The 22887-nt window shown below is 74.2% G+C and carries 20 protein-coding genes; 11 read left to right on the top strand and 9 right to left on the bottom strand.

What is annotated here, in order from left to right; translation table 11 throughout:
• Positions 1-21 precede the first annotated feature (21 nt).
• Genes ABT023_RS08000 through ABT023_RS07975 form a run of 6 tightly spaced genes read left to right on the top strand, consistent with a single transcriptional unit; the run spans position 22 to position 5305 of the window.
• Positions 22-510, top strand: coding sequence for a YbaK/EbsC family protein (locus ABT023_RS08000; protein ID WP_350882954.1), 489 nt, complete (start codon positions 22-24; stop codon positions 508-510).
• Positions 507-1244 (top strand): monooxygenase, encoded by a 738-nt coding sequence (locus ABT023_RS07995; RefSeq protein WP_350882902.1) that lies wholly within the window; start codon positions 507-509, stop codon positions 1242-1244. Before ABT023_RS08000 ends, ABT023_RS07995 begins: the two co-directional genes overlap by 4 nt.
• On the top strand, positions 1241-1831 hold the full coding sequence (locus ABT023_RS07990) for a GNAT family N-acetyltransferase (RefSeq protein ID WP_350882901.1): 591 nt from the start codon (positions 1241-1243) through the stop codon (positions 1829-1831). Before ABT023_RS07995 ends, ABT023_RS07990 begins: the two co-directional genes overlap by 4 nt.
• A 38-nt stretch (positions 1832-1869) precedes the next feature.
• Positions 1870-2682 carry a carotenoid biosynthesis protein gene (locus tag ABT023_RS07985; RefSeq protein ID WP_502890616.1) on the top strand — a complete coding sequence of 271 codons (813 nt, stop codon included), beginning with the start codon at positions 1870-1872 and terminating at the stop codon, positions 2680-2682.
• A complete protein-coding gene (locus ABT023_RS07980) occupies positions 2679-3806 on the top strand; it encodes a glycosyltransferase family 2 protein (RefSeq protein WP_350882899.1) in 1128 nt (375 codons plus the stop codon). The genes ABT023_RS07985 and ABT023_RS07980 overlap by 4 nt, the downstream gene beginning before the upstream one ends.
• Positions 3807-3817: 11 nt before the next feature.
• Positions 3818-5305, top strand: coding sequence for a phytoene desaturase family protein (locus ABT023_RS07975; protein WP_350882897.1), 1488 nt, complete (start codon positions 3818-3820; stop codon positions 5303-5305).
• A gap of 29 nt (positions 5306-5334) precedes the next feature.
• Here ABT023_RS07975 and ABT023_RS07970 read toward each other — a convergent pair whose 3' ends face one another.
• A complete protein-coding gene (locus tag ABT023_RS07970) occupies positions 5335-6024 on the bottom strand; it encodes a CDP-alcohol phosphatidyltransferase family protein (RefSeq protein ID WP_350882895.1) in 690 nt (229 codons plus the stop codon).
• A 43-nt stretch (positions 6025-6067) separates the two neighbouring features.
• Positions 6068-6985 (bottom strand): methylenetetrahydrofolate reductase [NAD(P)H], encoded by a 918-nt coding sequence (gene metF, locus ABT023_RS07965; protein ID WP_350882893.1) that lies wholly within the window; start codon positions 6983-6985, stop codon positions 6068-6070.
• Positions 6986-7296: 311 nt separating this feature from the next.
• Here metF and ABT023_RS07960 point away from each other — a divergent pair, with 311 nt between their 5' ends.
• Together ABT023_RS07960 and ABT023_RS07955 are read left to right on the top strand one after the other, a co-directional pair.
• Positions 7297-7737, top strand: a complete 441-nt coding sequence (locus tag ABT023_RS07960) for a helix-turn-helix domain-containing protein (protein WP_350882891.1) — start codon at positions 7297-7299, stop codon at positions 7735-7737.
• A 96-nt stretch (positions 7738-7833) separates the two neighbouring features.
• On the top strand, positions 7834-8916 hold the full coding sequence (locus ABT023_RS07955; protein WP_350882889.1) for a polyprenyl synthetase family protein: 1083 nt from the start codon (positions 7834-7836) through the stop codon (positions 8914-8916).
• A gap of 124 nt (positions 8917-9040) precedes the next feature.
• On the opposite strand, the gene ABT023_RS07950 is transcribed toward ABT023_RS07955, so the two are convergent.
• Entirely contained in the window at positions 9041-9433 is a 393-nt protein-coding gene (locus tag ABT023_RS07950) for an Rv2175c family DNA-binding protein (RefSeq protein WP_350882950.1), read from the bottom strand.
• 174 nt (positions 9434-9607) lie between these two features.
• On the opposite strand from ABT023_RS07950, the gene pknB reads away from it, so the two are divergent.
• On the top strand, positions 9608-11593 hold the full coding sequence (gene pknB, locus ABT023_RS07945) for a Stk1 family PASTA domain-containing Ser/Thr kinase (protein ID WP_350882887.1): 1986 nt from the start codon (positions 9608-9610) through the stop codon (positions 11591-11593).
• A gap of 2 nt (positions 11594-11595) precedes the next feature.
• Entirely contained in the window at positions 11596-12465 is an 870-nt protein-coding gene (locus ABT023_RS07940) for a deoxyribonuclease IV (RefSeq protein WP_350882948.1), read from the top strand.
• Between the two features lie 101 nt (positions 12466-12566).
• Here the strand turns inward: ABT023_RS07940 and ABT023_RS07935 are convergent, their stop codons facing one another.
• The 4 genes from ABT023_RS07935 to ABT023_RS07920 form a co-directional block, all read right to left on the bottom strand.
• On the bottom strand, positions 12567-13598 hold the full coding sequence (locus ABT023_RS07935; protein ID WP_350882885.1) for a threonine aldolase family protein: 1032 nt from the start codon (positions 13596-13598) through the stop codon (positions 12567-12569).
• Between the two features lie 133 nt (positions 13599-13731).
• Positions 13732-15138: a class II 3-deoxy-7-phosphoheptulonate synthase gene (locus ABT023_RS07930; protein WP_350882883.1), complete on the bottom strand. Its 1407-nt coding sequence runs from the start codon at positions 15136-15138 to the stop codon at positions 13732-13734.
• Positions 15139-15240: 102 nt separating this feature from the next.
• Positions 15241-15726, bottom strand: a complete 486-nt coding sequence (locus ABT023_RS07925; protein WP_350882882.1) for a hypothetical protein — start codon at positions 15724-15726, stop codon at positions 15241-15243.
• Positions 15727-15959: 233 nt separating this feature from the next.
• Positions 15960-17582 (bottom strand): glycosyl hydrolase family 18 protein, encoded by a 1623-nt coding sequence (locus ABT023_RS07920; RefSeq protein ID WP_350882880.1) that lies wholly within the window; start codon positions 17580-17582, stop codon positions 15960-15962.
• 148 nt (positions 17583-17730) lie between these two features.
• Here ABT023_RS07920 and ABT023_RS07915 point away from each other — a divergent pair, with 148 nt between their 5' ends.
• On the top strand, positions 17731-18219 hold the full coding sequence (locus ABT023_RS07915) for a glutathione peroxidase (RefSeq protein WP_350882878.1): 489 nt from the start codon (positions 17731-17733) through the stop codon (positions 18217-18219).
• A gap of 93 nt (positions 18220-18312) precedes the next feature.
• Here the strand turns inward: ABT023_RS07915 and ABT023_RS07910 are convergent, their stop codons facing one another.
• Both ABT023_RS07910 and ABT023_RS07905 read right to left on the bottom strand, forming a co-directional pair.
• The gene (locus ABT023_RS07910) at positions 18313-19086 is read right to left on the bottom strand and encodes an SGNH/GDSL hydrolase family protein (protein ID WP_350882876.1); all 774 of its coding nucleotides are present in this window, start codon (positions 19084-19086) and stop codon (positions 18313-18315) included.
• 741 nt (positions 19087-19827) lie between these two features.
• Positions 19828-22686, bottom strand: a complete 2859-nt coding sequence (locus ABT023_RS07905; protein ID WP_350882874.1) for an AfsR/SARP family transcriptional regulator — start codon at positions 22684-22686, stop codon at positions 19828-19830.
• Positions 22687-22887 lie beyond the last annotated feature (201 nt).

The raw sequence follows: 22887 nt of genomic DNA, 5'->3' as shown, positions 1-22887 counted from the left end.
GGGCCGGGAAGAATGGGCGTCATGCAGTCACACCCGAACGTACGGGCGATGCGGGAGGCCCTCGACGCCGCGGGCGCGCTCGACGGCGCCGGCCGACCCAGCGCGGTTCGCCTGCTGCCCGAGGCGGTGCACACCGCCGCCGCGGCGGCGGAGGCGCTCGGCGTGGGCGTCGGCGCCATCGCCAACTCGCTGGTCTTCGCCGCCGACGACGCTCCGCTGCTGGTGCTCACCTCCGGCGCGCACCGGGTGGACACGGCCGGCCTGGCCGCGTCCCTCGGGGTCACCCACCTGCGCCGGGCCACCCCCGAGTTCGTCCGGCAGCACACCGGCCAGGTGATCGGCGGGGTCGCCCCGCTCGGCCACCCCGCGCCGCTGCGCACCCTGGTCGACACCGCCCTGGAGGGGTACGACGAGGTCTGGGCGGCCGGCGGGGTGCCCCGGGCGGTCTTCCCCACCACGTACGCGGAGCTGCTCCGGATCACCGCCGGCACCCCGGCCGAGGTGGCGTGAGCGGCGTACCCGAGCTGGTCACCCTGCACGTCTGGCGGATCCCTCGGGCGGCGCTGCCCGGGGCGCTGGCCCGGATGGCGACGCACCCGACGCGGCTGCGCCGCACCGGCGGGGTGCGGTTCGGCAAGCTGCTCGGCACCGGGACCGGCACCGGCTTCGGCCCCGGCGACGCCGACCTGACCCGCTGGGCGGCGCTGGCCGTCTGGGACTCCCCGGCCGCCGCGGCCGGCTTCGCCGACTCGCCCGTGGGCCGCTCCTGGGCCCGCGTCGCCCGCTCCTCGGCCCGGGTGGACCTGCGCCCGCTGACCAGCCGGGGCGAGTGGTCCGGCCGACGCCCGTTCGGCGAGCCGTCCGGCGGCCGGGTCACCGGCCCGGTGCTGGCGCTGACCCGGGCCCGGCTGCGGGCCCGCCGGGCGGCCACCTTCTGGCGGGCGGTGCCGCCGGTGGCCGCCGCCCTGCACGCCGCGCCCGGCCTGCTGGCCCGGTTCGGCGTCGGCGAGGCCCCGCTGGGTTGGCAGGGCACGGTCAGCGTGTGGCGCGGCACGGCGGACCTCGTCGCGTTCGCGTACCGTCAGCCCGAGCACCGCGCCGCGATCACGCGCACCCCCACCGAGGGGTGGTACGCGGAGGAACTCTTCGCGCGGTTCGAGGTGCGCGACGTGGTCGGCGACCGGTCGGTGCTGGGTTGGGTCGCCGACGGCGATCCGGAGACGGCGAAGGATGGGCGGGCATGAGGTTGGTGCGCTGGACGCCGGACGACCTGCTCCGGCGGCTGGACGACGTGGTGACCGTCTACGGCGAGGCGATGAACTACCGGACGGACCTGTTGGCGGCCCGGCGCGGCTACATCGCCACCCACGTGCGCCGCCCCGGCTTCCGCGCCGTCGCCAGCCTCACCTCCGAGGGCCACCTGGCCGGTTTCGGGTACGGGTACCTCGGCGCGGCGGGCCAGTGGTGGCACGACCAGGTGCACCGGGCGCTGGACGGCGACGCCCGACGGCACTGGCTCGCCGACTGCTTCGAGGTGGTCGAGCTGCACGTCCGGCCGCCCGCGCAGGGGCACGGCCTGGGCGCCCGGCAGCTCACCGCCCTGCTCACCATGGCACCGGGCGGCACCACCCTGCTGTCCACCCCGGAGGCCGACGAGCAGCGCTCCCGCGCCTGGCGGTTGTACCGCCGGTTCGGCTTCGTCGACGTACTGCGCCACTTCTACTTCCCCGGCGACGAACGCTCGTTCGGCATCCTCGGCCGGGACCTCCCGCTCACCCCGCAGGCCCCCGCGGACCAGGCGGCCTCCGCCCCGGGCCCGGGCGTGCCGTGACCCGACCCCGGCTGCCCCGGGCCGGCCCGGACGGCCGGCTGCCCCGGCCCCGGCTGCTTCAGGCCGGGCTCGACGGCCGGCTGCCCTGGGCCGGGCTGGGCGTGCTGGTCCTGGCCCAGATCTGCTACCCGCTCACCACCGGCGCCACCCGGGCCGGGCTGACCGTGGCCACCGTCGTGCTCGGGTGCCTGCTCTCGGTCGGTCACGCGCGACTGAGCCGGGGCCCCCGCGCGGCGGCGGCGCTGGTCGCCGTGGCCGCCGGCGGCGGCTTCGCGATCGAGGCCCTGGGGGTGGCCACCGGCTTCCCGTTCGGCAGCTACGACTACTCCGGCGAACTGGGCCCGAAGTTGGCCGGGGTGCCGCTGATCATCCCGCTCGCCTGGACGTGGATGGCCTGGCCGGCCTGGCTGACCGCGGCCCGACTCGCCCCGCCCGGGGTCGGCCGGGTGGCCCTCGCAGCCGTCGGGCTGGCCGCCTGGGACCTCTTCCTCGACCCGCAGATGGTCGCCGAGGGCTACTGGGTGTGGCGGGACGCCACCCCGGCGCTGCCCGGCCTGCCCGGCGTGCCGGTCAGCAACTACCTGGGCTGGCTGCTGTTCGCGGTGCTGCTGATGGCGGCGCTGCGCCCGCTGGCCGGGCCGGTGATCGACCACACGGACTCCCGGGACGCCCCGATGTTCGCGCTCTACCTGTGGACGTACCTGTCCAGCATCCTGGCCCACGCGGTCTTCCTCGGCCTGCCCGCCTCGGCGGCATGGGGCGCTGCCGGGATGGCGGTGGCCGCCGTGCCGCTGGCCCTGGCACTGCGCCGGGAACGCCGGGAGCGCCGGCCGGTCGACGCCACCGCATGACCGGCGTCCTGCTGCTGGTCGCGGGCGTCGCCGCGCTCACCGCGCACACCTGGGTCAATGCCACCCGGTGGCTGCGCCGCCCCGCCGACGGGCCGGTCGAGGTCGCCGAGACCGTCGCGCTGCTGCTGCCGCTGCGCGACGAGGCCGCCCGGGTCACCCCGTGCCTGCGCGCGCTGCTCGCCCAGCGGGGCGTGCCCGACCTGCGGATCGTGGTGCTCGACGACGGCTCGGCCGACGGCACCGCCGACGTGGTCCGCGCGGTGGCCGGCGTCGATCCCCGGGTCACCCTGCTCACCGGGGTCGCCCCGCCGCCGGGCTGGCTGGGCAAGCCGCACGCCTGCCACCAGCTCGCCACCCGGGCCGACCCGGCCGCCACCGTGCTGGCGTTCGTCGACGCCGACGTGGTGCTCACCCCGTACGCGGTGGCGACGGCGGTGGCGGAGCTGCGCGCCGCGCGGGTGACGCTGCTGTCGCCGTACCCCCGGATCGTGGTGGCGACGGCGGCCGACCGGCTGGTGCAGCCGCTGTTGCAGTGGCTGTGGCTGACCTTCCTGCCGCTGCGGGCGATGGAGCGCTCGCCGCGGCCGTCGCTGGCCGCGGCCGGCGGGCAGTTCCTGGTGGCGGACCGGGCCGGGTACGACGCGGCCGGCGGGCACGCAGCCGTGCGCGCACGGGTCCTGGAGGACATCGAGCTGGCCCGGGCGGTCAAGCGGTCCGGCGGCAGGATCGCCCTCGCCGACGGCTCCCGGCTGGCCGCCTGCCGGATGTACGACGACTGGCCGCAGCTGCGCGACGGCTACACCAAGTCGCTGTGGGCCACGTTCGGCCACCCGGGCGCGGCGGCGGCCGTGCTGACCCTGCTGCTCCTGCTGTACACCGCTCCCCCGCTGCTGGCGCTGGGGGCCCTCGCGGCGGGCGCTCCGGCGGTCGCGGCGGCGGCCTTCCTCGCCTACCTGCTCGGGGCGGCCGGGCGGGCGGTCAGCGCCCGGGCGACCGGTGGCCGGTGGTGGCCCGACGCGCTCGGCCACCCCGTGTCGGTCGTGGTCCTCGGTTGGCTGACCCTGCGGTCGTACCATCTGCGGAAGCGGCGTCGCCTGTCCTGGCGAGGCCGCCCGGTCAGCTAGGAGGGCACGTCATGGCGCGGATCGTGGTCGTCGGCGCCGGGGTGGGTGGGCTGGCCACCGCCGCCCGGTTGGCCGCCACCGGGCACGAGGTGACCGTCTTCGAGCGGGCCGACACCGTCGGCGGCAAGCTCGGCCGGTACGTCCACGACACCCCCGGCGGGTCGTTCCACTTCGACACCGGACCGAGTCTGCTCACCGTGCCGGAGGTCTTCCACGACCTGTTCGAGGCGACCGGGGCGAAGCTCGACGAGTACCTCGACCTGGTCCCGGTGGACCCGATCGTCCGGCACGTCTTCCCCGACGGGGCCACGCTCGACTCGTGCGCCGACCCGGCGGAGTTCGCCGCCCGCGTCGGGGCGGCGTTCGGCGACCGGGCCGCCGCCGACTGGCAGCGGTTGTGGCGACGCGCCGCCCGGGTCTGGGACGCCTCGCACCGGGACGTCCTGCGCCGGGCCGTCGACTCCCCGCTGGACCTCGCCGGGCTGGCCTGGCGGCTGGGCGACCTCGCCGCGATCGGTCCCGGCCGCACCCTGCGCGGGCTGGGCCGCCGGCACCTGTCCGACCCCCGGTTGCGGATGCTGCTGGACCGGTACGCCACCTACACCGGGGCCGACCCCCGCCGGGCCCCGGCCGCGCTGGTCGCCGTGCCGTACGCCGAGCTGACGTTCGGCGGCTGGTACCTGCGCGGCGGCCTGGGCACCCTCGCCGACGCACTGCTGACCCGGTGCCTGGACCTCGGCGTGGTCGTGCGGACCGGCACCGCGGTCACCCGGATCGACGCCGCAGGCGGCCGGGTGCACGGGGTACGCCTCGCCGGCGTCGCCGCGCCCGTCCCCGCCGACGTGGTGGTGGCCAACGTGGACGCCCTGACCGTCTACCGGGACCTGCTGCCCAGCCCGCGCCGGCTGGCCGGGCTCACCGACCGCAGCCTCGCCGGCTTCGTGCTGCTGCTCGGGGTGGCCGGCGACACCGGGCTGGCCCACCACAACGTGTTCTTCCCGCGCGACTACGACGCCGAGTTCGACGCGGTCTTCGGCCACCCGGGGCGCGGGATCCGGGCCCGTCCCGCGCCCGACCCGACGGTCTTCGTCACCGTCGCCGACGACCCGGCCGTCCGACCCGAGGGGCACGAGGCGTGGTTCGTGCTGGTCAACGCCGCCCGGCACGGCACCGCCACCGGGGCGGTGGACTGGCGCCGGCCGGGGCTCGCCGACGCGTACGCCGACCGGGTCCTCGACGTGCTCGCCGCGCGCGGCGTGGACGTGCGGGACCGGCTGGCCTTCCGGGAGGTGCGCACCCCGGCCGACCTGGACGCCAGCACCGGCGCGCCCGGCGGGTCGATCTACGGCACGGCCGGCAGCCTGCTCCGCCCGGCCAACCGGGGCCCGGCGGCCGGCCTCTGGCTCGTCGGCGGCTCTTCCCACCCGGGCGGCGGCCTCCCGATGGTCACCCTCTCCGCGCAGATCGTCGCCGACGAGATCGGCCCCGCCTGGGCCTGAGAGAGCCGACTCCACCCACAGGGGGGTCGTCAGTCGGCGTCGATGAGGGCGCGGCGGACGGTGGAGAGGAGTTGGCCCAGGCCGAAGCCGGCGAGCAGCACCCAGACGGCGGTGGCCATGGTGATGGTGCCGGCGGTCAGGTCCGGGTCGATCAGTCCGGCCAGCCCGGCCAGCAGCAGCCCGACCAGGGCCACGCAGACCCGGGTGGGGCGCTCCCCCACGGTGACCACGCTGATCTCCCGCATCCCGGCCGAGACCGCCCGGGCCCGGACGTACTCGTGCAGCCAGGACAGCCCGCCCGCGGCTACGACCAGCGGGCCCGGCGCGCCCAACAGCCAGAACGCGGCCAGCCAGGCGACCTCGCCGAGCCGGTCGGCCACGGAGTCGTAGACGTACCCGAGCCGGGTGGTGCGGTTGGTGGCGACCGCCACCGCACCGTCGACGCTGTCGGCCACCGAGGCGGCCAGCACGAACAGCGCCCCGATGATCGGCCCGTTCACGGGCCGGACGGCGAACAGCGGTACGCAGAGGCAGAGCAGCACGCCCGCCACGGTGACCGCGGTCGGGGTGACCCGCAGCCGGCCCAGCACGTACCCGACGTGGTAGGCGAACCGCAGCCAGGCGCGGACCACCGGGGCCGCCACCCGGGGATCGAAGCCCCCATGCAGCCGTGCCCACACCGTCGCGTATTCGTCCCAGTTCAGCTGACTGCCCACCACGGAACAACCGTCGCACCGGCGCTCAGGTGTCGCGCCACGGGGGTCACACCCGGGTGTCGACCTGCAACTGCTGCCAGACCTCCCGGGTCGCGGTGGACCGGTTGAGGGTGATGAAGTGAATCCCGGGGATGCCCTCGTCCAGGAGCCGTCGGCACATCTCGGCCGCCTGCTCGATGCCGAGCCGGCGGACCGCCTCCGGGTCGTCGGCCACCTCGGCGAACCGCGCGGCCAGGGCCGGCGGGAACGGCGCCCCGGAAAGCTGCGTCGAACGCTCGATGGTGCTCAGCTGGGTGACCGGCATCACCCCGGCCAGGATGGGGGTGGCGCAGCCGGCCGCCGCCACCCGGTCGCGCAGCCGCAGGTAGTCGTCGGCGTCGAAGAACATCTGGGTGATCGCGAACTCCGCACCGGCCCGGCACTTGCGGACGAAGTTCGCGGTGTCGCCGGCCACGTCGGCCGAGCGCGGGTGCTTGTACGGGAAGGCGGCCACCCCGACGCTGAAGTCGCCGGCGTCGCGGACCAGCCGGACCAGGTCCTCGGCGTAGAGCACGCCCTCGGGGTGGCGGACCCACTCCCCGCCCGGGTCGCCCGGCGGGTCGCCCCGCACGGCCAGAATGTTGCGCACCCCGACGCCGGCCAGCCGGCCGATGACGTTGCGCAGCTCGGCGACGGAGTGGTTGACCGCGGTGAGGTGCGCCATCGGCAGCAGGGTGGTCTCGGTGGCGATCCGCTCGGTCACCGCGACCGTGGTGTCCCGGGTCGAGCCGCCGGCCCCGTAGGTGATCGAGACGAACGACGGACGCAGCGACTCCAGCTCGCGGATCGCCTGCCAGAGCAGCCGCTCGCCCTGCGGGGTCTTGGGCGGGAAGAACTCGAACGAGAAGGTGGGCTGACGGTCGCGGATCAACTCCCCGATCGCCGGCTGCGGATTGGGGAGAATCGATGGAAGACCAAGCGCCACGCCTGAACTCTAGCGGCCGACGCCTGCCGGGCCCAGGGCTTTCCCACCTGGCGCGACCGCACCAGGACCCGCGAGACGGGACCGGTCCAGGTCCCGGCGCCCAGCAGGCGGCCGTACCGGCCCGGAGATTCCTCCCGCACCACGCCACGACGGCCGCCGTCGTATCCCCGGAGTAGACAGGTGGTCAGCGCGGACGGGGCCGGCTCCCCGGGGGCCCGCGCGGGGGTCAGCACCGACCGGCGGCACACCGGTCCCGCCCGTTCGGGCAGGTCGACGCCGCCACCGCGCCGACCCCTCCCGGAGGACCGAAGATGCCGCCCACACCGCCCGGCCCCGAGCCGCTCGGGCCGCTGCTCGCCCGGCTCCGGCTGGCCCGGGGCCGCAGTCAACAGCTCCTCGCCGCCGAGCTGTGCGCCGCCTCGGGCGTGCCCACGCTGAGCCGGCACGAGGTGTCCCGCTGGGAGCGGCAGCTCCGCGTGCCGGGGGGCTTCTGGCTGGGATGGCTGGCCGTGACCCTCGCCGTGCCGGTCGGGCTGCTGGCCGAGGCCGCCGAGCACAGCCGGCCAGCTCGCCGGGGCACGCCGCCGGCCGGCCCGGCACGCCCGCGAGCCGGCGGTACGGCGACACGCCACCCTCGCCTGCGCGCCGGCCCGTCACCTGCCCCGACCGGCGCCACCACCCGCCCGGCACCGCCGCCCGGCCGGCCCGTCCACCGGGCGGGCCGGCGGTCACCGCCCGCGACCAGGCGCTGACCCCGGGGCGGCGGCGCCCGGCGGCCGGGGTGGCCCACGGCGTGCCACGGGCCACGGATGCGGCGTGGTCCCGGGCGACCGGCTAGCGTCGGGGGCGTGACCCACGCTGCTCCCGTGTCCCCCGTCGACCGCGCCGGCCTGCGTCAGCGGGTCGACAAGGCCCTGACCGAGTTCCTGGCCGGTCAGCACGCCTGGATGAAGGGCGTCGACGAAGACCTGGTGCCGGTGGCGGAGGCGATCGAGGCGTTCGTGCTGGGCGGCGGCAAGCGCCTGCGCCCGGCCTTCGCGTACTGGGGGTTCCGGGGTGCCGGCGGGGGCGACTCGGACCAGGTGGTGACCGCGCTGGCCGCGCTGGAGTTCGTGCAGGCCAGCGCACTGATCCACGACGACCTCATGGACCGCTCGGACACCCGGCGCGGCGAGCCGGCGGTGCACCGGCGGTTCGCCGCCCGGCATCGCGGCCACGGGTGGGTCGGCAACGCCGACGGGTTCGGCGACGCGGCGGCGATCCTGCTCGGCGACCTGTGTCTGGTCTGGTCCGACGAGCTGCTGCACTCCGCCGGGCTGGACCCGCGGATCGTGGCCCGGGCCCGCCCGGTCTTCGACGAGATGCGCACCGAGGTCACCGTCGGGCAGTACCTCGACGTGCTCACCCAGGCCACCGGCGACACCTCGGTGGAGCGCGCGGGCAAGGTCGCCCGGTACAAGTCGGCGAAGTACACGGTCGAGCGTCCGCTGCTGCTGGGCGCCGCGCTGGCCGGCGCGACGGCGGACGTCCGGGGGGCCTACTCGGCGTACGGGCTGCCGCTGGGCGAGGCGTTCCAGTTGCGCGACGACGTGCTGGGGGTGTTCGGCGACCCGTCGCAGACCGGCAAGCCGGCCGGCGACGACCTGCGCGAGGGCAAGCGGACGTACCTGGTCGCGGTGGCCGTGGAGGCCACCGACGCGGCCGGCCGGGAGCTACTGCTCGGCCGGCTCGGCGACCCGGGCCTGGACGAGGACGGGGTGGCCCGGCTGCGCGAGCTGATCACTTCGACCGGGGCGCTGGCCCGCACCGAGGAGCGGATCGCCACGCTGACCGACACGGCGCTGGCCGCGCTGGCCGCCGTCGACCTGGAGACGGAGGCCCGCCAGGCCCTGGTCGACCTCGCCGTCGCCGCCACCCGCCGCGCCGACTGACCCCGCCCCGCCCCGCCCGGCCCGGCCGACCCGCCAGCCCGGCCAAGCCCGCCCGGTACGGCGCAGCCCCGCCCGACCCGCCCGGTGCGACGGGAGACAGGGGTCGGGCGGGGTGGGTCAGGGGTCAGAAGCCGAGGGCCTGGGCGCGGCGCTTGACCTCGCGGGCGTGGTCGCCGCCGAGCGTGGCGGCCGGGGTACCGCCGGACAGGGTGTCGTCGGGCTCGTAGAGCCAACGCAGCGCGGCCTCGTCGTCGTAGCCGGCGTCGGTCATCAGGGTGAGCACCCCGGGCAGGTGCTTGAGCACGGTCTGGTTGGCCACCAAGTCGACGGGAATCCGGCGGACGCCGTCGCGGCGCACCGCGAGCAGCTCCCGGTCCCGGATCATCTGGTGGATCTTGCTGATCGACAGATCGAGGCGCTCGGCGACGTCCGGCAGGGTCAGCCAGCGGGCCGGATCGGTCGGGCCGGCGGGGCGGGTGCCGGAGGCAGCCTGGTCGGAGGGTACGGAGTCGGTCACCCGATCACCCTGCCACGCCGCCGCCAGCAGCGGCGAGGGCACCCCCTCGACCGGTCCGGACGGGTGCCGGGAGGGCTCCGGGGGCGACGTGAGCGCGGCGGGGCGGACCCTCTCGCCAACCATCTGTAGCATCCTGTTCAACCTCTGCCCTCTGGACACATAGACTGCCTGCCGATGGACACACAGGTCGCCGACACGTTGCTGGGCTCGCTGATCGACGGGCGCTACCGCATTCGCGGTCGCGTGGCCCGTGGCGGCATGGCGACCGTGTACACCGCCACCGACGAGCGCCTGGAGCGCACCGTCGCGGTCAAGATCATTCACCCGACCCAGGCCGCCGAGACGCGGGCCCGGATGGCCGGGTTCCTGGAGCGGTTCACCGACGAGGCGAAGACCATCGCCCGGCTGACCCACCCGAACGTGGTGGCGGTCTACGACCAGGGCACCCACGCCGGACTGCCGTACCTGGTGATGGAGTACGTGCGCGGCCGGACGCTGCGGGACGTCCTCGCCGAGCGGCGCCGGCTGCACCCGGACGAGGCGTTGTCGATCATGGAGCAGATGCTCGCCGCGGTCGCCGCCGCGCACCGGGCCGGCCTGGTGCACCGCGACGTCAAGCCGGAGAACGTGCTGGTCGCCGAGGCGCCCACCGGCGGGGTCGCCAACCTGGTCGACAGCGTGGTCAAGGTCGCCGACTTCGGGCTGGCCCGGGCGGTGGAGGCCAGCGCCGAGGACGAGCCGGGCAACCAGCTCATGGCCACGGTGGCGTACGTCGCGCCGGAACTGGTCACCGATGGGCACTCCGACACCCGCACCGACGTCTACTCGGCCGGCATCGTGCTGTTCGAGATGCTCACCGGCCGGGTCCCGTACGACGGCGACCGGCCGGTGGACGTCGCCTGGCAGCACGTCGACAACGACGTACCGACCCCGTCGACGCTGGTGCCGGGGCTGCCGAAGGCGCTCGACGAACTCGTCGCCCGGGCCACCCGACGCGACCCGGAGGCGCGGCCGGCCGACGCCGGCGTCCTGCTGGCCGAGGTCCAGGTCGCCCGCGACGAGCTGGGCAACCCGAACGCGCACACCGCCGTGCTGCGTGCGGTGACCGACGGCGCGACCCCGCTGACTCAGCCCACCATGGTGGTAGCGGCGGTCCGGCCCACCGAGCGCCCGGCCTGGGCCCGGCTGCCCGAGCACAAGGAGCAGCGCCCGCACCGGCGGCGGGCCGAGCCGGAGAGCTCCGGTCCGGGCGGCCGGATCGCCGCCCTGCGGGCCCGGGTGCTTGGCGACCGGCGGGGGCGCATGGGCCTGCTGGCGGCGGCCGTGGCGCTCGTCCTGATCGCCGCGCTCACCGGCTGGTGGTTCGGGGTGGGCCGGTACACGGTGGCCCCGCAGCTGGTCAGCCTCAGCAAGGCCGAGGCACAGGCGCAGGCGACCCGGGGCGGTTTCACCCTCGAGTACGCCAAGCCCCGCTACGACGAGAAGGTCCCGCGCGACGGCGTGGTGGCACAGAGCCCGGCCTCGGCCGCCCGGATCCTCAAGGGCGGCGCCATCACCCTCACCCTCTCGCTGGGGCCCGACCGGTTCCCCGTGCCGGACGTGGTCGGCAAGGAGTTCGAGCTGGCCCAGGCCGACCTGGTCAACGCCAAGCTGGTGGTCGCCAAGGGCGCCCCCCGGTACGACGACAACCTGCCCGAGGGCGTGGTGGTGGACACCAACCCGAAGGTCGGTGCCGAGGTCAAGCCGGGCGCGAAGGTCACCGTCATCCTGAGCAAGGGCAAGGCCCCGATCTCGGTGCCGAACCTCGTCGGCAAGAACGTCAACGAGGCCCGCGCCGCCCTGTCCCAGCTCGGCCTGGTGCCGGTCGAGACGTACAAGGACTCGGACAAGCCGAAGGACGAGATCCTCGGGCAGAGCCCGGCGGACGGCGCGGGCGTGGAGAAGGGGGCCCAGGTCAAGCTGGACGTCAGCAAGGGCCCCGCCCCGGTGGTCGTGCCCCGGGTGCTCGACCTGCCCTGTCAGCAGGCCAAGCAGCAGTTGGAGAGCCAGGGCTTCCCGGTGAACGTGCAGTTCAACCCGAACGGCATCGTCCGGTTCCAGAACCCGGGCGAGAACGCCCAGGTGGCGCCGGGCACCCAGATCACGATCGGGTGTCTGTAGAGATGTCGGCGTCCGCCCTGCGCCGGCCGGTCGGCTCGCACACCCCCACGTCGGGCGGGCTGGCGAGGGCGGCCCTGCCGTACGTCGACGCGGCCGGCTCCGAGGCCGTCCAGGTCTACGTCTCCAACTCCCGGGGCTGGGCGCTCCCGGCGGGCGACCCGGCCCAGGACGCGCTGTTCCGCGACGGCTGCGCCGAGCGGGGCGTGCCGGTGTTCGTCCACGCATCGCTGCTGGTGAACCTCGGCTCCCCCACCCCGGCCACGGTCGAGCGGTCGGCGCAGACCCTGGCCCACGCGCTGCGCCGGGGGCGGGCGATCGGCGCCTCCGGGGTGGTCTTCCACGCCGGCAGCGCGGTCGACGCAGGTCACGCCGACGCGGCCATGCGTCAGGTACGCGAGGCGCTGCTGCCCCTGCTCGACGAGACGCTGGCGGTGGGTGGCCCGCTGCTGCTGGTCGAGCCGAGCGCGGGTGGCGGCCGGTCGCTGGCCTCCCGGGTGGAGCATCTCGGCCCGTACCTGGACTCGGTGGACCGGCACCCCGGCCTGGGCGTCTGCTTCGACACCTGCCACGCCTGGGCCGCCGGGCACGACCTGGCCGTCGAGGGCGGCATGACGGCCTGCCTGGACACGCTGGTCGCCACGGTCGGGCCGGACCGGCTGCGGCTGGTGCACGCCAACGACTCGAAGGACCTGTGCGGCTCGACCCGGGACCGGCACGAGAACATCGGCAAGGGCGGCATCGGCGAGCCGGCGTTCGCCGAGCTGATGGCCCACCCCGCCACGGCGGGCATCCCGGTGGTGGTGGAGACCCCCACGGAGAAACACGAGGGCCACGCCGCCGACATAGCCACCCTCGCCCGCCTCCACCCCTGACCCGCCGGCCGGCCGCGGACGGGCATGTTGATCAAGAGTTCTACGTCGTCCGAGCGCCGGATCCCGACGCGAACCTCTTGCTCACCGGAGCAATCTGGGGGTTAGCGGCGGAGGAGGGTTGTCAGGATCTGGGTGGCGTGGGCGATGGCGGTGTCGTCGACGTCCAGGTGGGTGACCAGGCGGGCGGTGCGCGGGCCGAGGACCGAGATCAGCACGCCCTCGGCGCGGGCGGCGGCGGCCAGGCCCCGGGCGTCCAGCGGAAACTTGGTCAGGTCCAGCGGGACGATGTTCGTCCGCACCGGCGAGGCGAGCACCCCGAACGGGGCGACCGCCTCGGCCAGCCGGGCGGCCTTCGCGTGGTCGTCGGCGAGCCGCTGGACGTGGTGCGCGAGGGCGTACCGGCCGGCGGCGGCGAGCACGCCGGCCTGGCGCATCCCGCCGCCCATCCGCTTGCGGACGAACCGGGCCCGCTCGATCTTCTCCGCGCTGCCGACGACGAGCGAGCCGACCGGCGCGCCGAGGCCCTTGGACAGGCAGACCGACATGGTGTCGAACAAGGCTCCGTAGGTGGCCAGCGGCACGTCGTCCGCGACGTGGGCGTGCCAGATCCGGGCGCCGTCGCAGTGCAGGGCCAGCCCGTTGGCGTCGGCGACCCGGCGCAGCTCGCGCAGGGTGTCCAGCGGGATCACCCCGCCGCCGCCCCGGTTGTGGGTCTGCTCCACGGCGATGGCCCGGGTCGGCACCGCGAAGTAGCCGTCCGGCCGGACCATGCCGGCGACCAGTTCGGGGTTGATGTCCGCGCCGTCCGCCGGCCAGGTCCGAGACGAGATCCCGCCGTACGCCGCCGCCGCGCCGATCTCGTACGTGACGATGTGCGCGTCGGCGTCGCAGAGCAGCTCGTCGCCGGGCGGCACCACCAGTTGCAGGGCGATCTGGTTGGCCATCGACCCGGTCGGGGCGAACAGCGCCGCCTCGTGCCCGAACAGGGCGGCGACCTCGGTCTCCAGGGCGTTGACCGTCGGGTCCTCGCCGTAGACGTCGTCGCCGACCTCGGCGTTGGCCATCGCCTCCCGCATCCCGGCGGTGGGCCGGGTCACGGTGTCCGATCGCAGGTCGACGAGAAGATCAGCCACAGTTGTCCCTCCTCACGTCAGCCACAATCATCCCTTCAGCCGCCGACTGCGGGGCTCGCAAGCTCACTCCTCGCGTCAGCCACAGTTGTCCCTTCAGCCGCCGACTGCGGGGCTCGCAAGCTCACTCCTCGCGTCAGCCACGGAGCATCTCCGCCACCAGGAAAGCCAGCTCCAGCGACTGCTGGGTGTTCAGCCGCGGGTCGCAGGCGGTCTCGTACCGGTCCGGCAGGTCGAGGTCCTCGATGCCCTGGGCCCCGCCGAGGCACTCGGTGACGTCCTCACCGGTCAGCTCGACGTGCAGGCCGCCCGGGTGGGTCCCCAGGCCCCGGTGCACCTCGAAGTAGCCGAGAACCTCGTCGACGATCCGGTCGAAGTGCCGGGTCTTGTAGCCGTTGGAGGACTCGTGGGTGTTGCCGTGCATCGGGTCGCACTGCCAGACGACCTTCGCGCCGGCGGCGGTGACCTTCGCCACGATCGGCGGCAGGGCGTCGCGGACCTTGTGGTTGCCCATCCGGCTGATCAGGGTCAGCCGGCCGGGGATGTTGTCCGGGTTGAGCTTCTCGCAGAGCTCGATCGCCTCGTCCGGGGTGGTGGTCGGGCCGAGCTTCACGCCGATCGGGTTGGCGATGCGGGAGATGTAGTCGATGTGTGCGCCGTCGATCTGCCGGGTCCGCTCGCCGATCCAGAGGAAGTGCCCGGACAGGCCGTACCCCCGGTTGCCGGAGACCCGGGTGAGCGCCCGGTCGTACTCCAGCGCGAGGGCCTCGTGGGAGCAGTAGAGGGTGACGGTGCGCAGCGCGTCGTCCTCGGTCATCCCGCAGGCGCTGATGAAGGCCAGCGCCCGGTCGATCTCCCGGGCGATCGCCTCGTAGCGCTCGCCGGCCGGGGAGTTCTTGACGAAGCCCTTGTTCCAGTCGTGCACCGCGTGCAGGTCGGCCAGCCCGCCCGCCAGGTACGCCCGGAGCATGTTCATCGCGGCGGCCGAGTTCGCGTACGCCCGGATCATGCGCTGCGGATCGGCGACGCGCGCCTCCGGCGTGGCCTCCAGCGAGTTGATCAGGTCGCCACGGTAGGCGGGCAGCCCCCGGGCGTCGGTCGGCAGCGACCGGGGCTTGGTGTACTGCCCGGCGACCCGGGCGACCTTGATCACCGGCAGCGACGCGCCGTAGGTCAGCACGATCGCCATCTGGAGCAGGGTGCGGGCGTTGGCGAGCAGGTGATGCTCGGTGTTGTCGACGAAGGTCTCCGCGCAGTCGCCGCCCTGGAGCAGGAACGCCTTGCCCTCGCAGACCAGCGCGAGGCGGTTCCGGAGCTGGTCGACCTCGTAGGGCGCGACGACCGACGGCACGGTGTCGAGCACCTTGCAGACCTCGGCGACCGCGGCCGGGTCCGGCCACGGCGGGATCTGTGCCCGGGGCAGGTCCCGCCAGCGGTCCAGGCCGAGGGCTGCGTCCTCGGCGGAGTCGACGGTCGGACGGCTGGTCTGCAGGCCGGGGCTGCCCACCGCGGGATGGCTCAGCTGATGCCACTCATGGCGCATGGGGAAAGCGTACGGCGGCCCCCGGAGGGACCGGGCGTCGAGGGGGACGGTTCCGGAGGTTGGGAGCGCCGGGAGGCCGCAGCCCGGCGTGGCGGGAGGATGTCAGGGGGTGACCGTCGGCGCCGGGGTGTGCCCGCCCGGCGCTTCCCCCGCGACGCACCAGTCGGCGCCGCTGCGGGTGACGGTGAACAGCAGCGGCCGGTTGGCCTTCCGGGCGCCGACGGTGACGGTGACCGACGTGCTGACCTCCTGCCCGGCCGAGCCGGGGCGGACGTCGGTGATGGCCGCCTCCGTCACGGTGAAGTGGTCGGCGAAGTCGCCGTTCGGGCCGGTGGCGGCGGAGTCGAAGCTCCCCTGGGCGGGGGTGCAGAGCTGGCTGCGCCCGGCCGCGGCGTCCTTGGCGATCATCGCGTCGAGGTACGCCTGCACCCGCTCGCGGGCCTTGGTGGCCGCCTCCTCGGCGGGCGCCCGCCCGGGCTGCTCCGCCGCCTTCTCGTCGTCGTCGCCGCCGAGCCCGCAGCCGAACAGGGCGAACGGCAGGAGCGCGAGCGCCGCGACGAGCGCCGACCTGGAGTGAGCCACAGCCATCCGTCCCTCCCCTCGACCCGGCACGGGCAGGTGCCGATGCGCGAGTCTGACACATCACCCCGGCCCCGCCGAGCACCCGGTGCGCCACGTCGGGGCGGGCGGGGCGGGTGGGGCGGGGTGTCCACGGGTCGGGCGTCGTCGGGGTGTCATCGGGGTGCCGGCGGCACGAGCGGGCGGGGAGGGACCGGTGCCTGGTCCCTCCCCGCCGTGTGGGTGTTGCGTCGGCCCTCGGCTCAGCCGAGGCCGCCCTTGATGGCACCGATCAGCTCACCGTTGCTCGTGTCGCCGGAGAGCTCCCAGAAGAATGCGCCACCGAGGCCCTGGTTCTTCGCGTACGTCATCTTGCCGCCGATGGTCGACGGGGTGTCGTAGCTCCACCAGTTGCTGCCGCACTTGGCGTACGCGGTGCCGGCGACGGTGCCGGTGGTCGGGCAGGTGTTCTTGAGGACCTTGTAGTCCTCGATGCCGGCCTCGTACGTGCCGGGGGCCGCGCCGGTGGCGGTGCCGCCCGGGGTGGCCTGGGTGACCCCGGTCCAGCCTCGGCCGTAGAAGCCGATGCCGAGCAGCAGCTTGTCGGACGGGATGCCCTTGCTCTTGAGCTTCTGGATCGCCGCGTCGCTCCAGAAGCCCTGCTGCGGGATGCCCGGGTAGGAGGTGAGCGGCGAGTGCGGGGCGGTGGGACCCTGCGCCGCCCAGGCGCCGAAGAAGTCGTACGTCATCGGCATGATCCAGTTGAGGTTCGCCGCCGCGCCGGCGTAGTCGGTGGCGTCGATCTTGCCGCCGTCGCTGCCGTCCGCGGTGATGGCGGCGGTGACCAGCGCCGAGGAGCCGAACCTGGTCCGCAGCGCGCCGACCACGTTCTTGAAGGCGTTGGGGCCGCTGGTGTCACAGGTGAGGCCGCAGGCGTTCGGGTACTCCCAGTCGACGTCGATGCCGTCGAAGACGTCCGCCCAGCGCGGGTCCTCGACCATGTTGTAGCAGCTCTCGGCGAACGCGGTCGGGTTCTGCGCGGCCTGGGTGAAGCCGCCCGACCAGGTCCAACCGCCGACGGAGTAGATGACCTTGAGGTGCGGGTACATCTTCTTCAGCTTGCGGAGCTGGTTGAAGCTGCCGCGCAGCGGCTGGTCCCAGGTGTCGGCGACGCCGTCGACGCTGTCCGCGGCGGTGTACGCCTTGTCGTAGTCGGCGTAGCTGTCGCCGATGCTGCAGCGACCGCCGGCGGTGTTGCCGAAGGCGTACAGGATGTGGGTCAGCTTCGCGGCGGACCCGCTGGTGTGGATGTTCTTGACGTGGTAGTTGCGGCCGTAGACGCCCCACTCGGCGAAGTAGCCGACGACCTTCTTGCCGCCCGGCGGCGGGGTGGTCGGCGGCGGGGTGGTCGGCGGCGGGGTCGTGGGGGGCGCGGTGGTCGGCGGGGTCGTCGTCGGCGGCGGGGCGCTGGTGGTCGGGGTGACGCCCCCGGCGCACGGCGCGCCGTTGATGGTGCAGTTCAGCGGCGCCTTGTACGCCCCGACGCCGTTGTAGCCCCAGCTGAAGCTCGCCCCGGGGGCGATCGGGCCGCCCCAGCTCTTCTTCACCGCGACGTAGTGGTTGCCGCTGCTGGTGACGTCGGCGTCCCAGGAGCTGCTGATGGTGGTGCCGGCCGGCAGGTCGAACTCGATGCGCCAGTTGCTGATGCTGGCGGCGGAGTCGTTGGCGACGGTCACCCGGGCTTCGTGACCGGTCCCCCAGTCCTGCGCCTTGGCGAACGTGGCGGTCACACTTCCGGCGCCGAACGCCGAGGTCATCGGGACCGCTGCGGCGGTCACCGCGACCACGGCGCCGGCCCAGAGGGCCCGGCGGAACGATCTCTTCATCTGGCGTCTCCCCAAACAGTTAGGAAACTTTCCTAAAGGATGCTGAGACGCTACTCACGGCGTCATCACTTCGTCAAGATGTACATGCGTCGATCTAGGAGAAACCGGGGCCCGTCCGGCCGACGCGGCCGGTCGGTAGCCTCGACGGATGACCGTTTTCGACACTCGGATCGACGCGCTGACCGGCGGCCCGGCGGACCTCGACCGCCACCGGGGCCGGGCCCTGCTGGTGGTGAACGTGGCGTCCCGCTGCGGCCTCACCCCGCAGTACGCCGGCCTCCAGGCCCTGCACGAGACCTACGCCGACCGGGGCCTGGTGGTGCTCGGCGTGCCGTGCAACCAGTTCGCCGGCCAGGAGCCGGGCACCGCCGCCGAGATCGGCGATTTCTGCCAGGTCAACTACGGGGTGACCTTTCCGCTCACGGAGAAGGTGGACGTCAACGGCCCGGCCCGGCACCCGCTGTACGCGGAGCTGGTGACCGCGCCGGACGCCGACGGGCACGCCGGCGACGTGCGGTGGAACTTCGAGAAGTTCCTGGTGGCGCCGGACGGCACGGTGGCCGCCCGGTTCGCCCCGACCGTCGCGCCGGACTCCCCCGAGCTGCGCGCGGCGATCGAGAAGATCCTGCCGGCGTAGCCCGCCGGCCCCTCCCCGAATTGATCGAGGCCGCGCGCCCACCCGTCGGGGTGGGGGCGCGGCCTCGGAGGTCACCGGCCGGGGCCGGCCCGGTCAGCCCGCGGCGGAGCGGAAGACCGGGTAGTAGCCGCCGGACTGACCGGCCGCCGTCGGGTGGTACGAGACGCCGATGTTGAGGAAGTTCAGGGCGTGCATCCACTTCTCGCCGTAGCTGCACAGCTGGTGGCCGACGAAGGCCGACCGCACGTCGGCGAACTTGAACCCGGCCGAGGTGGCGGCGGTGCGGATGATGTCGTCGACCAGGTTGATGCCCGCGTTGAGCCTCGTCCGGGAGGTCGTGGTGAGCCCGACGCAGGGCGTGCCGAGCTGGTAGAAGACCGGGTAGCCGACGACCACAACCCGGGCCGAGGGCGCCTTCGCCTTGATTCCGTTGTAGACGTTCGCCAGCTTGCCGGGCAGCTCCGTGCGCGCCTTCACCTCGGCGGCGGCAACGGCGGCCACGCACTGGCTCTCGCCCTGGAGCACACAGGTCTGCATGATGGTGGAGAAGCCGACGTCGTTGCCGCCGATGGTGACGCTGACCAGCGTGGTGCTCGACGACAGCGCCGAGATCTGCTTGTTGATCACGTCCGACGTGATCGCCCCGGAACAGGCCACCGACTTGTACGAGGCGGGCTTGATCTTGGTGTTGTACAGCGCGGAGTACGCGTTTGTGCTGCGCTTGCAGGCACCACTCTCGGCGGTGTAGTTGTCGGCGCCGACGCCGGAGGCGTACGAGTCGCCGAGGGCGACGTAGTGGTCGCTGGCGGACGCCTGGGCGGGAACGGCCAGCGTGAGCGTGGCACCGAGGGACGCCGCGACACTCACGGCGAGGGTAATGAAGCGGGATCTCCGCACGTAGCACTCCTGGGGGTGGGAAGTCGTGGTAAGAGATAGGTATCACTGAATACAGGCCTTATGGAAGATCACCGATTGCCTACAGGGGTGGATAGGGGTGGTTCGGTCCGCAACCGTCCAGAGTGGCGGACCAACCGGACCGGATCGGCCGGGAATGCGCCCCCGCCGGGCTGGACGACGAGTCCACCACCAACGAGCTGCTCCAGCGGCACCTGCCGAAGTCAGGGGTGGTCAAGGGCTTCAACAACGTCTATTCCGAGCACCTGCTCGCCCTGACCCGCCCGAGCACCGCCGCCGACCCGAGCATCCGAACGGAGCGGCACTCGGGCCGATCGCCGGGGCCGGCCCGCTTCGGGCGTTCAGGCCTGCTTCCCGCGCGGGCGGGCCCTGGCGAACCCCTGGCGTGGTCCGGGTCCGTACGAGCGCACAGGATCGGGCCCGGATCGTGCTGGATCAGGGAACAAGATCGTGCTCGATCAGGGAAGGTGTGGCCTCGTTACGGGTGGGAGGCCACACCTTCCGGGATCGAGCACGATCTTGCGCGCCTGGCGGGTCGCCGGCGGTTCCCGGGTGGCCGCCCGGCCCCGGAACGCTCCGGTGCTGGTAGGTCTTTGCTGATCGTCAGGGCAGCGCCCGGTTGGTGGCGATCGCGCTTGCCTGCCGCCGGAGACGGCCGTGCGTCTTTCGCACCTCGACACACGTCCTGACGGATCAGCCACACCTGGGCGAACCGGCGTCCAGGTGGTTCGGCGAAGCCGGGCCGAGCGGTCGCGGCGGTCGCCGGAACCGGCGCAGCTTCACGCGGACCCGTTCGGCGTCGCAGTGACCGAGCGCGTCGAGGATGTCCAGGGCCCGCTGCCAGGACCGGCGAGCGCCGTCGAGGTCGCCCTCCGCCTGGCGGCTGTCCCCGGCGTGGCTGAGCGTGTCGGCCTCGTAGTAGCGGTCGCCGACATCGCGGAACAGCTCGACCGCCCGCCGGTAACAGGCGGTGGCCTCCTGGTACTCGCCGAGGTGGTGGTGGGTGTAGCCGAGGCTGTCCCAGGTGTTGGCCTCGCCGAAGCGGTCGCCGACCTCGCGGAGCAGGCGCAACGCCCGTCGGCAGTAGCGCAGTGCCGGCCCGTGGTCACGCAGTTGGGCGTACTGCCAGCCGACCGTGTTGAGGGCCCGGGCCTGCATCGGACGGTCGCCGACCGATTCGAACAGTTCGAGCGCGCGCAGCGCGTGGACGAGTCCCCTCCGGTGCTGTCCCTGTCGGGAGTACAACCAGGCGATGCTGCGATCGGCGTGCGCCTGACCGGCCGGGTCGGCGAGCTGGCCCGACAGGCTGGCCGCCCATCGGAAGTGGGCATGGGCGTCGGCGAACCGGCCCAACTGGGCCTGGGCGCGGCCGAGGCCGCAGTGGACCCTCGCGGCGGCTCGGAGGTCCGCCAACCGTTGGGCGGCAGCCAGCGCGGTCTCGTGGGTCACCACCCAGTCGTGCCAGTGTCCCCTGCGGTCCAGGAAGTCGGACAGGGTCCAGGCCAGCCGCCAGGCGTGTCCCTGCATGTCGTCCTCGGCCGCCCGGGCCACGGCGTTGAGCAGCACCGGATGCTCGGCGTCGAACCAGGCCATCGCCTGCTCGGCGTCCGCCGGCGACACCGTCGTGACGCCGGGCAGGGCGGGTTCCAGGTCGATCAGCTCACGGAACGGCTGCAACAGCCGGGCACCGGCGTACGCGACGTGCAGGTAGTGGTCGAGCAGCCGGCGCTCCGCCGCGCGCCGGTCGGCCTCGCTGTCGAGGTCGCGGGTCAGCTCGGTGGCATAGGTCCGCAACAGGTCGTGGAAGAGGTACCGCCCCGGCGCGTGCTCGATGAGCAGGTGGGCCCGCGCCAGCGCGGCCAGCAGGACCCGCGCCTGGCGCGGCGCGATGCCGGCGAGACTGGCGGCGGCGGGCACGGCGATGTCCGGGCCGGGATGCAGACCCAGCAGCCGGAACAACCGGCCGGCATCCTGGCCCAGGGCGCGGTAGGACCAGGAGAAGACCACTCGTACGTTGGTGGCCGGGTCCCCGCCGTCGAAGGCGTCGAGGGCGTCCGCCGCGTCCCGCAGCTCCTCGGCGAGCGCGGCCAGCGGGAAGCCGGGGCGCGTCGCGGCCCGGGAGGTGGTGATGGCCAGCGCGAGGGGCAGCCGTGCGCAACTCGTGATGATCTGGCGCACCGCGTCCGGTTCCCCGGCCACCCGGTCGGCGCCCAGCCGGCGGGCCAGCAGGTCCTCGGCCTCTGCGGTCGGCAACACGTCCAGGGCGATCGGGTGGGCGCCCTCGATGGCGACCAGCGGGGTGAGCTGGTTGCGGCTGGTCACCACGGCGAGACAGCCGGCCGAGCCGGGCAGCAGCGGGCGGACCTGCTCCGCGTCGCGGGCATTGTCCAGCAGCACGAGGACCCGCTTGCCGGTCAGCAGGCTGCGGTAGAGACCAGCCTGCGCCGGCAGGTCCGCCGGGATGCGCTCCACCGGAACTCCGAGCGCGGCGAGGAACCCCCGCACCGCCTCGGTGGGGTCCAGCACCGAGCCGCCGGCGTCGAATCCGCGCAGGTTCACGTACAGCTGACCGTCGGGGAAACGGTCGGCGACCTGGTGGGCCCAGTGCAGGGCCAGCGCCGTCTTGCCCACGCCCGCGGTTCCCGACACGGCCGAGATGACCACCGCCGTCGGACCGTTCTCGTCCGTCCCGGCGAGCAGCTCGTCGAGTCGGTGGAGTTCGGCGGTACGGCCGGCGAAGGCACGCACCGCGGGCGGCAGGTGTGCGGGGATCGACGGGCGCCTCGCACCGGCGGCCACCTCGATCGGCTCCGGGGCCGGGTCGAGGGCCGGGTCCTGGATCAGGATGGCGCCTTCCAACTCACGCAGGTCCGGGCTCGGCTCGATCCCCAGCTCCTCGCGGAGCGTGCGACGCAGCCGCCGGTACGTCGCCAGCGCGTCGGACTGCCGGCCGGTGCGGTAGAGCGCCAACATGAGCTGTCGGTAGATGTGCTCGTCGAGCGGGTGTTCCTGGCTGAGCTGGTCCAGCTCCGGCACGAGCTGCGCGTGCTCGCCGAGGGCCAACCGGGCATCCGCGAGGGCCCGCACCGCCACCAGCCGGACGTGTTCCAGGCGCTCGGCCTGCTCGTCCAGCCAGGCGAGGCCGGCGACGTCCACCAGCGCCCGACCGCGCCACAGGCCGAGCGCGGCCCGCAGGCACGAGCGGGCGTACGCCTGATCGGTGGTGCGCGTGCCGTCGCGGATGAGGCGCTCGGCGGTCTCGACATCGGTGGCCTCACCCGGCACGTCCAGCTCGTAGCCGGGCGGTCGCGACACGATCACGTTCCGTACGCCGATCGTCCGGCGCAGGTGGGAGACGTGGCTCTGCAAGGTGTTCTGCGCGGTCGCGGGCGCCTGGTCGCCCCAGATCACGTCGACGAGGCGGCCGGTGCTGACGATCTCGCCCGAGTGCAGGGCAAGCACGGCGAGCACGGCCTTGCGCCGCAGGCCGGAAACCGTTCGCGGCGTGTCGTCCACCATCACGTCGACCGGTCCGAGAAGCCTGACCTGCATTGACCCGCCCCCGCTTCGAGCAAAGACCTGCCCAGGCTAACGGCGGGGCAGCCGGCTCCGGGCGGCTCAGTCGGACACCGGACCGTGGCGGGGCGGACGGTCGTCGCCGGCGCGGTGCCCTGCGCTCACACCGGGCGGCGGCCGGCGAAGCCGCACTCGGGCGGTGGTACCACCGCACGTCGGTGTCGCCCTCCAGCCAGC

It is taken from the genome of Micromonospora sp. NPDC002296 (genome assembly GCF_040296145.1).
Lineage (GTDB): Bacteria > Actinomycetota > Actinomycetes > Mycobacteriales > Micromonosporaceae > Micromonospora.
Note: the sequence above shows the minus strand (reverse complement) of the source record. Positions and strands in the feature narration are given on the sequence as shown.

Bases quoted from the DNA above. Each gene is read 5' to 3' on its own strand.
- ABT023_RS08000 (WP_350882954.1), top strand. From the start codon at position 22: ATGCAGTCACACCCGAACGTACGGGCGATGCGGGAGGCCCTCGACGCC.
- ABT023_RS07990 (WP_350882901.1), top strand. From the start codon at position 1,241: ATGAGGTTGGTGCGCTGGACGCCGGACGACCTGCTCCGGCGGCTGGAC.
- ABT023_RS07980 (WP_350882899.1), top strand. From the start codon at position 2,679: ATGACCGGCGTCCTGCTGCTGGTCGCGGGCGTCGCCGCGCTCACCGCG.
- ABT023_RS07975 (WP_350882897.1), top strand. From the start codon at position 3,818: ATGGCGCGGATCGTGGTCGTCGGCGCCGGGGTGGGTGGGCTGGCCACC.
- ABT023_RS07960 (WP_350882891.1), top strand. From the start codon at position 7,297: ATGCCGCCCACACCGCCCGGCCCCGAGCCGCTCGGGCCGCTGCTCGCC.
- pknB (WP_350882887.1), top strand. From the start codon at position 9,608: ATGGACACACAGGTCGCCGACACGTTGCTGGGCTCGCTGATCGACGGG.
- ABT023_RS07940 (WP_350882948.1), top strand. From the start codon at position 11,596: ATGTCGGCGTCCGCCCTGCGCCGGCCGGTCGGCTCGCACACCCCCACG.
- ABT023_RS07930 (WP_350882883.1), bottom strand. From the start codon at position 15,138: ATGCGCCATGAGTGGCATCAGCTGAGCCATCCCGCGGTGGGCAGCCCC.
- ABT023_RS07925 (WP_350882882.1), bottom strand. From the start codon at position 15,726: ATGGCTGTGGCTCACTCCAGGTCGGCGCTCGTCGCGGCGCTCGCGCTC.
- ABT023_RS07920 (WP_350882880.1), bottom strand. From the start codon at position 17,582: ATGAAGAGATCGTTCCGCCGGGCCCTCTGGGCCGGCGCCGTGGTCGCG.
- ABT023_RS07915 (WP_350882878.1), top strand. From the start codon at position 17,731: ATGACCGTTTTCGACACTCGGATCGACGCGCTGACCGGCGGCCCGGCG.
- ABT023_RS07905 (WP_350882874.1), bottom strand. From the start codon at position 22,686: ATGCAGGTCAGGCTTCTCGGACCGGTCGACGTGATGGTGGACGACACG.